18 protein-coding genes are annotated in these 14,397 nt (G+C 39.4%); 11 read left to right on the top strand and 7 right to left on the bottom strand.

Annotated features, from left to right (window positions below; all coding sequences use genetic code 11):
- A complete protein-coding gene (locus CWC14_RS04485; RefSeq protein WP_024601010.1) occupies positions 1-804 on the bottom strand; it encodes an ion transporter in 804 nt (267 codons plus the stop codon).
- 100 nt (positions 805-904) lie between these two features.
- Here CWC14_RS04485 and CWC14_RS04490 point away from each other — a divergent pair, with 100 nt between their 5' ends.
- The 5 genes from CWC14_RS04490 (at position 905) to CWC14_RS04510 (ending at position 2,997) form a co-directional block, all read left to right on the top strand.
- On the top strand, positions 905-1,114 hold the full coding sequence (locus CWC14_RS04490) for a hypothetical protein (RefSeq protein WP_008468100.1): 210 nt from the start codon (positions 905-907) through the stop codon (positions 1,112-1,114).
- Positions 1,115-1,117: 3 nt separating this feature from the next.
- Complete coding sequence (locus tag CWC14_RS04495) at positions 1,118-1,408, top strand: hypothetical protein (protein ID WP_008468099.1); 291 nt, start codon at positions 1,118-1,120, stop codon at positions 1,406-1,408.
- Between the two features lie 131 nt (positions 1,409-1,539).
- Complete coding sequence (locus tag CWC14_RS04500; RefSeq protein ID WP_036954748.1) at positions 1,540-1,734, top strand: YwbE family protein; 195 nt, start codon at positions 1,540-1,542, stop codon at positions 1,732-1,734.
- The gene (locus CWC14_RS04505; RefSeq protein WP_013463337.1) at positions 1,731-2,249 is read left to right on the top strand and encodes a DUF4240 domain-containing protein; all 519 of its coding nucleotides are present in this window, start codon (positions 1,731-1,733) and stop codon (positions 2,247-2,249) included. Before CWC14_RS04500 ends, CWC14_RS04505 begins: the two co-directional genes overlap by 4 nt.
- A 292-nt stretch (positions 2,250-2,541) precedes the next feature.
- Entirely contained in the window at positions 2,542-2,997 is a 456-nt protein-coding gene (locus CWC14_RS04510; RefSeq protein WP_008468096.1) for a hypothetical protein, read from the top strand.
- Here the strand turns inward: CWC14_RS04510 and CWC14_RS04515 are convergent.
- From CWC14_RS04515 to CWC14_RS04525, 3 genes are all read right to left on the bottom strand, one after another.
- The gene (locus CWC14_RS04515; RefSeq protein WP_036954743.1) at positions 2,994-4,250 is read right to left on the bottom strand and encodes a Y-family DNA polymerase; all 1,257 of its coding nucleotides are present in this window, start codon (positions 4,248-4,250) and stop codon (positions 2,994-2,996) included. The genes CWC14_RS04510 and CWC14_RS04515 overlap by 4 nt on opposite strands.
- Positions 4,238-4,651: a LexA family protein gene (locus CWC14_RS04520; RefSeq protein WP_013463339.1), complete on the bottom strand. Its 414-nt coding sequence runs from the start codon at positions 4,649-4,651 to the stop codon at positions 4,238-4,240. Before CWC14_RS04520 ends, CWC14_RS04515 begins: the two co-directional genes overlap by 13 nt.
- A gap of 81 nt (positions 4,652-4,732) precedes the next feature.
- The gene (locus CWC14_RS04525; protein ID WP_036954740.1) at positions 4,733-5,152 is read right to left on the bottom strand and encodes a MarR family winged helix-turn-helix transcriptional regulator; all 420 of its coding nucleotides are present in this window, start codon (positions 5,150-5,152) and stop codon (positions 4,733-4,735) included.
- A gap of 103 nt (positions 5,153-5,255) precedes the next feature.
- Here CWC14_RS04525 and CWC14_RS04530 point away from each other — a divergent pair, with 103 nt between their 5' ends.
- The 3 genes from CWC14_RS04530 (at position 5,256) to CWC14_RS04540 (ending at position 8,361) form a co-directional block, all read left to right on the top strand.
- Entirely contained in the window at positions 5,256-6,002 is a 747-nt protein-coding gene (locus tag CWC14_RS04530) for a siderophore-interacting protein (RefSeq protein WP_138561520.1), read from the top strand.
- Between the two features lie 146 nt (positions 6,003-6,148).
- Positions 6,149-7,141: an LLM class flavin-dependent oxidoreductase gene (locus CWC14_RS04535; protein ID WP_138561522.1), complete on the top strand. Its 993-nt coding sequence runs from the start codon at positions 6,149-6,151 to the stop codon at positions 7,139-7,141.
- A gap of 224 nt (positions 7,142-7,365) precedes the next feature.
- On the top strand, positions 7,366-8,361 hold the full coding sequence (locus CWC14_RS04540) for a patatin-like phospholipase family protein (RefSeq protein ID WP_069439753.1): 996 nt from the start codon (positions 7,366-7,368) through the stop codon (positions 8,359-8,361).
- Between the two features lie 72 nt (positions 8,362-8,433).
- Here the strand turns inward: CWC14_RS04540 and CWC14_RS04545 are convergent, their stop codons facing one another.
- The 3 genes from CWC14_RS04545 to CWC14_RS04555 form a co-directional block, all read right to left on the bottom strand.
- Positions 8,434-9,291, bottom strand: coding sequence for a DMT family transporter (locus tag CWC14_RS04545; RefSeq protein WP_138561524.1), 858 nt, complete (start codon positions 9,289-9,291; stop codon positions 8,434-8,436).
- A 150-nt stretch (positions 9,292-9,441) separates the two neighbouring features.
- Positions 9,442-10,152 carry an AraC family transcriptional regulator gene (locus CWC14_RS04550; protein ID WP_138561526.1) on the bottom strand — a complete coding sequence of 237 codons (711 nt, stop codon included), beginning with the start codon at positions 10,150-10,152 and terminating at the stop codon, positions 9,442-9,444.
- 75 nt (positions 10,153-10,227) lie between these two features.
- Positions 10,228-10,659, bottom strand: a complete 432-nt coding sequence (locus tag CWC14_RS04555) for an Lrp/AsnC family transcriptional regulator (RefSeq protein ID WP_069439756.1) — start codon at positions 10,657-10,659, stop codon at positions 10,228-10,230.
- A gap of 164 nt (positions 10,660-10,823) precedes the next feature.
- On the opposite strand from CWC14_RS04555, the gene ocd reads away from it, so the two are divergent.
- From ocd to CWC14_RS04570, 3 genes are all read left to right on the top strand, one after another.
- Positions 10,824-11,906, top strand: a complete 1,083-nt coding sequence (gene ocd, locus CWC14_RS04560) for an ornithine cyclodeaminase (protein WP_138561528.1) — start codon at positions 10,824-10,826, stop codon at positions 11,904-11,906.
- Positions 11,903-12,814 carry a citrulline utilization hydrolase CtlX gene (gene ctlX, locus CWC14_RS04565; RefSeq protein ID WP_138561530.1) on the top strand — a complete coding sequence of 304 codons (912 nt, stop codon included), beginning with the start codon at positions 11,903-11,905 and terminating at the stop codon, positions 12,812-12,814. Before ocd ends, ctlX begins: the two co-directional genes overlap by 4 nt.
- A gap of 126 nt (positions 12,815-12,940) precedes the next feature.
- Positions 12,941-14,347 carry an alanine/glycine:cation symporter family protein gene (locus CWC14_RS04570; RefSeq protein WP_138561532.1) on the top strand — a complete coding sequence of 469 codons (1,407 nt, stop codon included), beginning with the start codon at positions 12,941-12,943 and terminating at the stop codon, positions 14,345-14,347.
- Positions 14,348-14,397: the final 50 nt, after the last annotated feature.

Here is a 14,397-nt window from a genome sequence, read left to right on the forward strand (position 1 = left end):
CTACTTATTTTTAAGTAGTTCTTTTAACTCTGCTAGTTGTGCTTTTAATTCGTTTACTTGGCCTTGGGTGGCAGGGAGTGAGTCTATATCGGCTTGCTCTTCTCGTGCATTGCGATGCTCTTCACTCATCACTTCTAAAATAGCGCCAACCATCATATTTAAAAACACAAATGCAGTTAAAAAGATAAAGGTTAGGTAAAAAATCCAACTTAATTTGTACACGGCCATGGTTTCGTACATGACGTCAGTCCAATCTTCAAAGGTGGCTATTCTAAACAGGGTGAGCATAGAAATAGACACATCGCCCCAAAGTACCGGATTTATATCAGCAAACAACATACTGCCAGTGGCGGCATAAATATAAAATATAACGAACATGAGTAGTGCGATGTAGCCCATTTGCGGTATTGCTTTTATTAGCGAATTTACTAATAAGCGCAGTTCTGGGATCATTGAGACTAATCGTAACACGCGGAAAATACGCAGCAGTCGAGCAATAAAAATAGTAGAGCCTGCCGCGGGGTATAAACTTCCGATCACGATAATGAAGTCAAAAATGTTCCAACCTTTGGAGAAAAAGTCCTTGATACCTTTGCTGGCAATATAGCGAATAATCAGTTCAATTAAGAAAAACACCGTTATGCCTATATCCATCCAATGTAGAACGAGTTCGGCGGTTGGGTGCAATGAATAAGTATGTGCGCCCACGGTCAATGCAGAAACAACAATAACTGCAATAACAAATGATTGAAATAGTTTACTTTTATCGATACGCTGGAACAGCTCTTGTAACTGCGACAACATCATAACGTGCCCTTAACGGTTATAAATACAAAACCAGTGCAATATACAGCAAAAATAACGAAAATCAGTAGTTTTCCCGTTAAAATAGTAGGAATTTTGAATGTTAAATAATAAGTTAAAATATCTATTTTCGTTATCCGCATTATTGGTGTTAGCGGGATGTAGCAGCGATAGCCGCTACCATGAAATTCAATCAGCGCGGTTGGGTGAATGCAGCCACATGGCAGATAAGGAATACCATGAGTGTGTTAAACAGCAGCAAGACAGTTACAAAGAATTTAAAGAACAACAAGCTCGCGAGCAGCAATAAACGATGACCAAAACCCAAAAGCAGCTAGATAAACGTATTCGTCAGCAATTAACGCTCGCTTGTGAGCAAATAAAAGATATTGTGGAGGACTTTAGCTTTCTTACCCATTCAGCAGACTTAAACAATTTACCTTCTAAGTTTAAAGTAAGTTGTTATTTTATTGATGATATTGCACTAGAGCAGGCTAAACAAAAAAATCAGTTTGATTACATTGAGCAGCTTATTTGTAATGCGTTAGCCAGCTTGAACATACATATTAAAGCCAATGCCATTTCATTTTCTAAGCAGCCATAATGTGTACGATGGGTTTTGTTTATTCTTCACATTAGCTTGAATTATGCATTTATAGGGCCTTTAAAAGCTTTAATATGGAGTGATTTTATTAAGCAGGCTATAATCCCCAAAAATAGCAAAAGAGATTATATATGGCTGTTCCAACACGTTCACAAATAACACCCGGCACTGAGGTTAATATTGTGCTTAAACAAGATCAACGCAGTGGTACTTTAACCATTGGTATTGTGTCGCGTTTATTAACTAAGTCACCTAATCATCCGCACGGTATTAAAGTACAGTTAGAAGATGGTCAAGTAGGTCGGGTAAAAGAGATCATTGCATGAGCGATTTAACCTTAACTGATTTTTGGCGATTGGTAACTGTAAACGACAGAACCGCAGAGCCTGAGTCTGTATGCCAATCCCTTAAGGCTGCATTGAGTGATTTATCCGACGAGCAGCTTATTGAATTTGATAAACAGTTTAGTATTTGTATGCGCCAAAGTTATACTTGGGATTTATTTGGTGCGGCGTTTGTAATAGCTGGTTGTAATGATGAATATGGTTTTTCTGAATTTCGTTGTTGGCTAATTTCTCGGGGTGAAGCGGTATTTAAAGCAGCGTTAGAAAACCCCGATAGCCTTGCACAGTGCACACCACTTTATTTTTTAAACGAGCAACCTTACCCGTATTTAGATGAGTATGACCTAATTGCAGGTTTGTTATATGAAGAACGTAATGACGATGAGTTACCCTTTATCCCCTCAGGGCTTGAACAACCTAAAGGTAAGCGCTTTAAAGACAAACCTAAGTTTTTAAAACAAAATTACCCGCAATTATTTGCTAAGTATTGGCAGTAATCGCTCACTTTTGACTATTAATGCATTACTTTGGGTTAGGGGTAATGCATTTTATGTTGCTTAGGTTTTGATACAGCTTGCGCTATCCTTCACATCCTCTTATTTCACTAACTGAACTGTTTTAAAATGTAATCGTATTTGCTGTGAGCTACGTATTTTTAAATACAGTTTAAAGACGTGTTTATGGTATAACGACTTCACATCTTTTATAGTAAATCTCTGTTATAGTTAGAAATAGCTAAGCATAGTCACAGTGCTTGATCATATTTGATACACGAGGATAGAGCCTATAATGAAATTTTTCACACTGGTTTTACTTACCATAAGCCTTTTTAGCTGCTATGCAGTAGCAGGCCCAAGTAATAAAACTCGCTTTATTCCGCTGTTACAAACTAAGCTGGGTAATTACGAAGTGACCTCCAGTAATTCTGGGTTATGTACTAATAGCCGATTACAATTTAATAACCCTGAAGATCCTGAGCAAGGTTTTAGCTTAGGCAAAGAGATTTTGTTTAACTCCTTACACAATGGTACTCGTACGATTGAAAAACCAAATTATTGTTTTATTACCAGCTCGCTAAAATATAAAACAGATGGCCTAGAAAATAGCTTACGCATGAGCCGCTGTGATAATCCTATCCATGAAGGAACGATTAAACAAAGCATTACTTTTTTAACCAGCAATACGCTTAAATACACATTGGACAATCCGAGTGTAGAATGTGAATTTATTAAAGTTGCCGACTAACACTGTATTTTTGGAATATCACGCCAACGAGTCGTGTATTGCGGCGATAAAAAAGCCCTGTTCATATGCCAATGATCATTTAATTGGCTGCTCGCCACGCTAAGCATTCCTTTACCGTATCTATGATTAATAGCATCTAAACAGCTCATTAACTGCGGGTTATCGGTTTGCTTATCAAATAAATGATGTTGTTGAAACTGCTGCAGGCTGAGCTCTAATGCGCCCACACCACATTTATAAAATCGAATTCCCGGTTGATATATTTGCTCAAAACTCTTTGATACCGCATTGGCCATAACGCGAGTATCGTTAGTAGGCGGATCAAATTGATGCATAACTGACTTTTTATAAAAGGCGTGTTCATGTGATGAGCTGGCAGCAAAAATATAAATACGATGAGTGAGCGACTGTTGCGCTCTTAATTTTTGTGCAACTACACTAGCATGATTTATTAGGGCGGTTTTAACTGCATCGGGGTCGCAAAGTCGCTGACCAAAACTACGAGTTGAAAAAATAGCTTGTTTATCTTGGCGTACATCATCCCAGTTTAAACAGGTAATGCCGTTGAGCTCGTTAATTGTGCGCTCAAGCACCACACTAAATTGGCGGCGAATTGTTTTTGGGCTTTGCTCAGCCAGTTGCCACGCGGTATGAATGTCCATGAGAGCCAGCTTTTTAGCTAAACGTTTGCCCACCCCCCAAACATCTTGGCAGTGCATTCGTTGCAAAATAGTGCGGCGACTTACTTCATCGTCAATCACTGCAACACCATTAAAGCCAGTTAGTTTTTTAGCTGCATGGTTAGCGGCTTTGGCTAAGGTCGGTGTTGGCCCAAAGCCAACCCCAACAGGGAGTTTGGTTTCGCGCCATACAGTACGCCTAATTAGTTGCCCATATGCTTGCCAATCGTTAATTAAAGGTTGATAACCATTAAAGTGTAAAAACGATTCATCGATACTGTAAACATGCTGGGTGTCACAAAAGCGGCCAATTACACTCATCATCCGGTCGCTTAAATTAGCGTATAGTTCATAGTTACTAGAGCGTACAACCACATTGTTTTGTTCTAGTAACTGCTTAACTTTAAAGTAAGGGCCAAATTTAGGAATATTAAGCTTACGCGCAATTGGGCAGACCGCACACACACAGCCGTCATTATTGGTAAGCACCACCACAGGTTTTGAGCGAATAGCCGGATCAAATACTTTTTCTGCACTGGCATAAAAAGCAACGGCATCAACTAAGGCATACATGAAAGTAACTCAGGGCTTTGGCGATGCAGCCTAATAGAGCGAGTTACCACACCTTCAAGCTGAAACTCATCTGACTCAGTCAATTGCACCGGCTTATAAGCAGAAGAGGCTGATAGCAAGCGTGCATTGGTCTTATCAAGCAGCTTACATACAAATAAACCATTTAAGTTAGCCACAATAACATCGCCATCTTTTGGTATTTCTGCACGGTCAACCAACAGTAAGTCGCCCTCAAAAATACCAATTTCTTGCATAGAGCACCCAGACGCTATCCCAATAAACGTGGCATCAGGATGCTTTATTAATAACTCATCAAGTGAAACGCCAAGCTCTGTATATTGTGCTGCAGGCGATTCAAACCCGCAAACACCGGCCTCTATATAAATGGGAATAACAAACATAACACAACCTAAAATGCATATACTGTATAAGTGTACAGTATATGCGTTTTGTATCAGTTATGCCAAGTAATGAATGGTAGATCAATCCATGTTTTTGATCATTTGTTGGGCAGTATGTAAAAAGTCATTGATTTGCTGTGGGTTTAAGTTTTTACACATTTGCGCATTTACATGCTGCTCAGCGTTTAATAATTTGTCGTAAAGCGTGCACCCTTGTGCGGTAAACGACAGAATAAAACAACGCTTGTCATGCTTACTGGCATTTTTATGAATTAAGTTTAGCGCGAGCAGTTCTTTCACTAACCGTGCTATTTGGGCTTTGTCGCGTTGGGTTTGATTCACAATATCGTTAGCAGTGCACTGAGGTGTCGCTGCAATAATATGCAGGCAACGCACATGCATCGCGTTTAACCCAAGCTCACCTGCATTAATGGCTTCGCGTATGGTAACGCGATAATTTTGCATTAAAGCAAATAATGTATTGGCCAATGATGAGTTCATAATAACTCCATTATAGTTGACAAAGTCAATTAAATTGTTATAGTTGATTTTATCAACCAATGGGGCGTTGTGCAATTCATCTTTTTTAATGAGGTAAATTTATATGGGTAAAAAAGTACGCAAAGCAACCGTATTAAGCACAAAGCAAATAACCCCACATCTACAACGCATTATTGTTGGCTCAGATGAGTTTAACGACCTGAGTGCCCAATACATTGGTAACTACGTTAAGGTGCTTATTCCACAAAATGGCCTCGTTGACTTTAATATTAAAACTACGTGTATGCGTTCATACACTATAAGACATGTTGATGAGCACACTGGTGCACTTACCCTCGACTTTGTGATAAATATGCACCAAGGTCCAGCCACTAATTGGGCTAAAGAAGCAAAAGTAGGCGATGAAGTGGGTATAGCAGGGCCAGGCCCTAAAAAGTTGGATAACTATGATCATTCATATTATCTATTACTTGGCGATTTAACTTCGGTTAATGCAATTAAAGGCTACGTGCAACAATTGCCTATAAACGCAAAAATTGACGCGATTATTCATGCACCAACAAAAGATGATGTGATTAGCTTAGACTCCTCGCGTGATGTAACTTGGTTAATAACAAATAACCCCGATACAGATATGATAAACGCATTAAAATCGCTACCACTTAGTGAGCAACAACCTATTGTATTTATGGCACTTGAAGCCGGATTAGTCCGTAAAGCAAAAACCATATTAACTGATGAATTAGCTATACCGCGCAGTCAAATTGTTGCATCGGGCTATTGGAAAAAAGGGCTTGATTCAGAGGCGTATAAACTAAAGCGTCAACACGCTGCTGCTAAAAATAGCTAACTTAATTGTTGTTCAGTCACATCGCTATTTAGCTTTTAAAAGGCAAGGCGCCTTGAATTGACTGTAATGTCCCCCCATCTCTTACCGTAGACTCATTATTTATGGTTAACGCGCCATAAATCGCTATTTAATTTGGAGGTGCTACTTTGTTATCAACCATTCCTTTTTCGTTATTAGAACTGGCGCCTATGCCTAAAGGTGCCACTGTGAGTGACACCTTAAATAAAAGTACAGCCTATGCGCAAAAAGCTGAGGAACTCGGTTTTAATCGTTTTTGGTTAGCCGAGCATCACAATATGCCTGGGATTGTTTGTGCGGCTACTTCAATTTTGGTGGGGCACATAGCCGGTCACACTAAAAAAATACGCGTAGGGTCGGGTGGAATTATGTTACCTAATCATGCTCCTTTAGTTGTTGCTGAGCAATTTGGCACCTTAGAAAGTTTATACCCAGATCGAATTGATTTAGGGTTAGGGCGCGCCCCAGGTAGCGATCCTGTGACAAGTCGTGCATTAAATAACGATATCAGCCGTGCTGAAAACTTTCCTAATGAAGTGAGCGAGTTACAAACATTATTAGGCCCTTATGAGGGAACTAAGCGCGTGCGAGCAATACCTGGTGAAAACACCAATGTTCCCATTTGGCTTTTAGGTTCAAGTTTATTTAGTGCGCAGTTAGCTGCACAAAAAGGATTACCCTATGTATTTGCGGGGCACTTTGCACCGCGTTTTGTGCATGATGCAGTAGCCTTGTATAAACGAGAATTTAAACCATCAAGTGTATTAGCTAAGCCTTATGTCATGTTGGCATTACCTTTAGTGGCTGCCGATACAGATGAAGAAGCACAGTACTTATCAACTACATCCAAGCAGCGAGTGCTATCGTTAATTAGAGGCGACGAGTTGTGGTTAAAACCCCCAGTAGAAACAATGGAAGGTTTGTGGAGCGAACAAGAGCGCGCTCATGTTGAGAGCTTTTTAGGGTTAAGTGTTACCGGTGGGCCAGCCAGTATTAAACACAAGTTAGAAATGATCGTAAATCAATTAGGGGTCGATGAGCTTATATTCACCAATGACTTATTTGATAATGAAAAACGCCATAAGGCGCTTGAAATTTTAATGCAAATAAAACACGGATAAGCAATTGGTTAAGCAAGCGTACACTCAACGCTTGTTATGCTATTAAACAGATTAAAGTTGATTACGTCGGGGCCATTTTACATTATTTTAAAAAGTGGCAATGAAAAAGCTTGTTCTGTTTTTTCAATAGAACTGATTTAAACAATCAATTTTAATTATGAATATTGAGCGATTATTATAAGGGTATGCAACACAATTCAGCTAAATAAATAGGAAGGTAAAGCGTGAAATCTCAAAACAGTACGACACCCCATTCATGCAACGACTCAGTGCAGCCAAAAGTAGCGCTGATAGCAGAAGGTGGCGGACAACGAGGGATATTTACCGCGGGTGTACTCGATGCTTGGTTGGAGCAAGAGTATGATCCATTTGACTTGTTTATTGGCACATCTGCAGGCTCTCAAAACTTAACGAGCTATTTGGCACGTCAAAAAGGCTATGCTAAACGCCTGATCAGAGGCCTTTCGCGTCATAAACGTTTTTTTCAATTAGGTCGCGGCCTAATGGGCAAACATATTGTTGACCTAGATTGGTACTTTGATAAAACTACCGAAGTGAACAGAGCGCTTGATTTTAAAACCGCAAAAGCCAGTTTAGGTGACCGTGAGCTATTAATTACCGCAACTAATGCCCGTGATCGCAAACCTTATTTTTTATCCCCAACAGGGGAAGGCCAACAATGGCGAGAGCTATTAAAAGCGTCAAGTGCACTGCCATTTTTATATAAGCAAGGTGTAAAATTGACGCCGTGGTTAAATGCATTAGCCGCAAATGAATTAGGTAAAACCGAGATACAGTCAGAGTCTGATTTTTACTTAGACGGTGGCCTTGCCGCACCGCTTCCTGTACGCGAAGCCTATAATCGTGGCGCACGCAAAATTGTGGTTATACGCACCGTTGATGAAGCTTTTCAGGCTCAATCAGCATGGATAAGTAAATTAAAATCATTTGTTGAAGTATCTGGCTATTGCCCAAAAACAATAGATTACTTATTACAACATGAGCAAGCCTACGAAGATGAGTTAGCATTTATTGCTAACCCACCAAAAGATGTAGAAATAATCCAAATTTTTGCAAATCAAAAGCTTTATAGTAAGTTATTAGGCAGCTCAAATGATGACTTACGATTTGACTATAAACTTGGTTTAGCAGCAGGCCATAACTACTTAAAAAACCATCACCCAGCTCAGGATGATTATAAACACAGCTACATAGCGTAGCTGTATATTAACGCTTAAACTTAAATTACCACTTAAGTTTAAGCGTTGGTAAAATACCTCGGAAAATTAAAACTATGCTTTTTTTAAACTTATCGATGGCTTTTTATTGCTAATCGTCGCCCCTAATAAAATAAGTGCTAAAGCTATAAATACTGACCAACTAAAGGGAGCCTGCGAGGCGAGTATTAAAATAAAGGTAGAGAGCACCGGCGTTAAAAAACTCAATGAGGCTAATAGCGATCGGTTACCGAACTTTAAACCATGATCCCATAAATAAAATGCACCACCCACTGGGCCTAATCCCAATAAAATAGCACCTAGCCATTGTGAGACAGACAAACTAATAACGGTTGTTTCAAAATAAAAATGTGCAAAAAGGGCAAGCACTGCCACAATAAGTGAAAGCCAGCCTATGTCATCTACATGGCTATCAAATTGCGACATTAAATAAGAATAACTAGACCACAATACCGCGCAGCAACCTGCAAAAAAATACCCTAAGTAATACTCACTATTGATAGATAATCCACTGCCATCGGTAATTAAACTAAGCGTACCTAAAAACCCCAATAATCCGCCCAATATTGCTTTAAATTTAGACCCTGGGGTAGCCACAAATACACCAAGTAATAATGGCCAAAGATACACTATTAAACTTACCTCAATTAAAGGGCCGTATTTTAAAGCCATAAAATAACAAAAGTGAAAACCAAATAAGCCAGTAACACCTATTATAAGTTGTTTTTTAGAAAGCTTAGGAGGGGTTAATAATGGCTGTTTTGAAGCAAAACGTTTTACTAATAAAATAATAAAAGAGAGTGCAAAGCACATAAAAAGTAACTGAAAAGCCGGGAGTGCTTTGGTTAAATTACCCAGTAAAGCTAAAAGCCCCCACGAAAATATTGCTAAAAAACCTATGTATGTTGCCATTAATTACCCTCCGTAAATACTATTTACTAAGTGTATCAGTTGAGGCTTTCAAAAATGTGCTAAAAAGACGGTGCTATTGTTTATTATGACGCAATTTAACCTAAGTTATGCTTAAGCTTGATTTATTATCTCGTGTTTAGATTATCTACATTACTGCTTTGCAAATGCTTTAGGTGGCTGCCCAAAGTATAAATTAAACCGGCGGCTAAACGCAGAGGCATCGTTATAACCAATGCGCTCGCCTACTAAAGCAATCGGTAAGTCTGAATGGGTTAAAAGGGCGCGAGCGTGCTGCATTCGCAACATAGTTAAATATTGCAGTGCACTCATAGTGGTACTTTTTTTAAATACAGTTTTAAATTGCGTAACGCTTAAACAGGCTATATCAGCCAGCTCTTTTAACGTGTAGGGGTACGCTAAATTTTGCTTAACAATGGTTATTACATTATCTATTCGCTTATCAATATTACTGTGGCTACTTTGCTCACAAAGTAATAAGTAAAATAAATCAAAGGTTGAACTAGTAAGCTTGTCGTCGTTAACAAAAAGCAATTGCTGCTCTATAAATTGTAAGTAACTTAATAAACGGCTATCTATTGAGATTTTAGGGCATAAAAGATGAATAAGGTTTTGAGGTAGCGCGTCTAAATCTGCCACAATAAAACGCGCGGATTCATCGGCCGTAAAGGCATGCACCACGTTTTTCTCTATAATGATACAACTACCCGTACTAACCGTTGTTTTAAAGTCATTATTTAATGTTATGTGTATTTCACCGTGTAGGGGTAACACGAGTTGATGGTAATTATGCTGGTGGCGCTTTATATCTTGCGAATAATACCGAATAGAAAGCTTATTCATTGCCTACTCCATTACCTAATACATAAACCGAGTATTGCCTAAAATACTTTAAATAAAACATCGCGTTAATAAACCCTAAGTAGATGATAATAATATACTGGTTTCGCTATTTAAAATGCCTTCTATTTCGCGTACTTGCCTGAGTATGCCATCAAACTCACCTAAATTTGCCGCCTGTATTTCAGCCACTAAATCCCAAGCGCCATTGGTGGTATGTAACTTTGTTAGCTCGGGTATGCCGCGCATGGCTTTAATTACCTGCGACGTCGATTTACCAACCACTTCCACCATCATTATTGCTCTTACCGCTTCGGTTTCTATGTGTTCGTGTACACGCACCGTAAAGCCTAATATAGCACCCGATGAAACCAAACGGTCTAAGCGGTTTTGTACCGTCCCGCGCGACACTTTTAAAACATCAGCTAAAGCAGAAATAGAAGCACGGCCATCTTTTCTTAATTCAGCTATTAACGCGTTATCTAATGAGTCGTAAATATAAGGGGTCATAAAAAGTCTCGCTATTTTTCGATACAAATTACTAAATTTGCACATTAAAGCATAGCAAAATGATAAAAAATAATATCATTTGTATAAAATATTGGCATTTTAACTGGCATCTGTAGTCGATAAACTTATTTCAATTAGTTCATATTTTTATTACAGAGGTATACATGAGTCACTTTATCGTACAGCCAAAACAAGGTGTTCCATTTGTTAGCGTACAGGCAATGGCTAAACTTATAAATAAAGTAGGCATAGAAAATGTGCTATTAGAGCTCACCCAAAAATTAAAGCAAGACTTTGCTCGCTGGCACGAATTTGATAAATCACCACGTTATGCAGCGCACTCTCCTGATGGCGTAATAGAGCTTATGCCCGTAAGCGATGGCAAAATGTTTAGCTGTAAATATGTAAATGGCCACCCAAAAAACACCTTTAAGGAGCTTCAAACCGTCGCGGCCTTTGGTATTTTATCGGATGTTGATAGTGGCTATCCGGTTATGATCAGTGAAATGTGTTTACTGACTGCACTACGTACCGCAGCTACATCAGCATTGGTGGCTAAATACTTGGCACCTAAAAATTCAACAACGCTGACATTAATTGGTAATGGTGCACAGTCTGAGTTTCAGGCACTCGCTTTTAAAGCCGTATTAGGTATTACCCACATTCGCTTATACGATATTGATAAAAATGCCTCACAAAAAGCTTACAACAATTTAATTGGCTATGGCTTAAATGTAACTCTATGCAATAGCGCAGAAGAAGCCGTGCAAGGCGCGCATATTATTACCACCTGCACAGCCGATAAAAAAAATGCCACTATTTTAACCAGCGATATGATCCCCCAGGGCGTGCATTTAAATGCCATTGGTGGCGATTGCCCTGGTAAAACAGAGCTTGATTCACAATTATTAGCGCGCGCAAATGTGTTTGTAGAGTACGAACCGCAAACCAGAATAGAGGGCGAAATACAGCAAATGAGCGATACCTTTGCCGTAACAGAGTTTCATAAAGTAATTAATAAACAAGCACCTGGGCGTACAAGTAACAACGAGCTTACTATTTTTGATGGGGTAGGTTTTGCAAGCGAAGACTTTACCGCGCTGGTGTATATTAAAGACGCGCTGGTGGCTGCGGGTGAGTTTGAACTACTTGATTTAATTACACAACAAGCCGATCCCCGTAATCTATTTTCGGTACTAAATACGGCTGATACACCTAGCATAACCAAGCAAGAGCAAGTGGCATGAGTTATATAAAGCAAGCACCAAGCGCTGTGGTTATGGTGCGACCGCATCACTTTACATCTAACCCACAAACTATGTTAGACAACACGTTTCAAAGCACCTGTAACTCAAAAAATCAGGGTCAGCTCGCTTTTGACGAAGTTACTAATGCGGTTAAATTATTACAAAACGAAGGCGTCACTGTTCATTTATTTGAAGATGAGCATACACACACGCCGGACTCAGTGTTTCCTAATAACTGGTTTTCAACACATCAAAGTGGTGAGCTAGTTGTTTATCCAATGTATGCAGAAAACAGAAGATTAGAATATCGAAAAGATATTATTGATTTTTTGACTAATCACTATAAAGTGTCATCCCTGACAGATTATTCATTTTTAGTGAAAGAAAATGCATTCTTAGAAGGAACCGGGTCGCTTGTTATTGATCACCCACATAAGCTTGCTTATGCAGTAGAATCTAAGCGCACTACAAAAACTGTGGTAGATACAGTGTGTGAACAACTTAAGCTCAAACCTGTTGTATTTAATGCTTATGACGAACAAGGTACTGCGATTTATCATACTAATGTATTAATGTGTGTAGCCACAGAGTTTGCCATGATCAGCCTAGATATGGTGCCAATAAGTCAGCATAAACAATTAACTAGCCATTTTTTACAAAGCCATTTAGAAGTTATCAACTTAACAAATGAGCAAATAAATAGCTTTTGCGGCAACGCAATAGAGCTACAAGGTACAAATGGCCGTATTTTAGCACTCTCACAAACGGCGTTTAATGCACTTACAACCGAACAAAAAGCAGCAATACAACAAACAGCTAAACTTGTTTCGTTACCTATACCAACCATAGAGTCGGCGGGAGGTTCGGTTAGATGCATGATTGCTGGCATACACCTGAAAAGTAAATAACCTACCACTAAGTCTACATATTTAAGGCAGCTAAGCTGCCTTAATCTATGGCTAACATGCATAATAAAATGCCTCACACTCTAAAAAGTTTGAGTAAAAACATAATAAATACAAAAGGATTAGCCCATGTTCGATACCGTTGTAAAAAGTGTAAATGGCCTACTATGGGGAGACGGTCAAATACTGATTTACATACTACTGTTTGCAGGTATATGGTTTTCGGTACGGTTAAAAGCAATTCAACTAATAAAATTTAAACACATGTTTAGCCTTTTAAAAGGCAGTAGCAAGTGTAAAAAAAACGACATTTCATCATTTCAGGCATTATGTACCGGGCTATGTGCACGAGTAGGTACAGGTAATTTAGCTGGGGTAGCCGTTGCCATATCACTAGGCGGAAGCGGCGCCATATTTTGGATGTGGGTTATTGCTATACTTGGCATGGCAACCGGCTTTGCCGAAAGTGTATTAGGACAGGTGTATAAAGTACGCGATAGTAGTGGCGAGTTTAGAGGCGGCCCCGCATATTATATTCAGCAAGGTTTAGGCAGCCGTGCCTTTGCCATTGTGTTTGCCGCGTGTTTATTTTTAGGTTACGGCTTTACCTTTAGCGCCATGCAAACCAACACCATTACAGACGCACTTAACTATGCATTTGAAGTACCTACCTTTTACTCTGGTTTAGTTATTACTGTATTAGCAGGCTCAATTATACTTGGCGGCTTTAAAGCAATAGCTCGCTTTGCTGAACGTGTAGTGCCATTAATGGGCATATTATTTGTTGCCGCCGCCGTAATTATAACGCTTATAAATTTACCGCAAGTACCTGCCATGCTCAAAGATGTGTTTTTATCAGCGTTTGGCCTGCAAGAAGCCGGCGCAGGTGCAATGGGCGCAGCCATTAAAAATGGTATTCAACGTGGTTTATACTCTAACGAAGCCGGCGCGGGGAGTGTGCCCCATGCTGCAGCAAGCGCAAGCCCGATTCCTAATCACCCAGTAACACAAGGCTATATACAAATGCTTGGCGTGTTTTTTGACACCATTGTACTTTGTAGCTGTACAGCCGTTGTTATTTTATTAGCAGATATAGATATTAGCGGCGAAATGGAAGGCATACGTTTAACGCAAAGCGCCATGACCGCACACTTAGCACAAGGCGGCGTATATTTTGTTGCGGCAGCCATTACCTTATTTGCTTTTACCTCGGTGGTGGCCAACTACGCTTACGCCGAAAGTAACCTGCATTTATTTAAGCTCGACAACAAAATAGGGCGCACAATTTATACATTACTTTATTTATCAATGATGCTTTGGGGCGCATCGGCATCATTAAAAGAAGTCTGGGACTTAGCCGATATTGCATTAGGGTTAATGACAGTGGTTAACGTAATCGCTATTATATTGCTCACGCCAACTATTTTGTCTGTTACTAACGACTACCACACACAAAGAGACAAAGGCATAGAGCCAGAGTTTAAGGTAAAAAACGTAAAAGTGCAGGGCGAATGTGAAGACGGAATTTGGGATTAAGATTAAAGTTTAAAAGTTTTATATTGCATAAGTATTCACTTTTAAGTTTG

The organism is Pseudoalteromonas sp. S3260 (genome assembly GCF_005886925.1).
Taxonomy (GTDB): domain Bacteria; phylum Pseudomonadota; class Gammaproteobacteria; order Enterobacterales; family Alteromonadaceae; genus Pseudoalteromonas; species Pseudoalteromonas tetraodonis.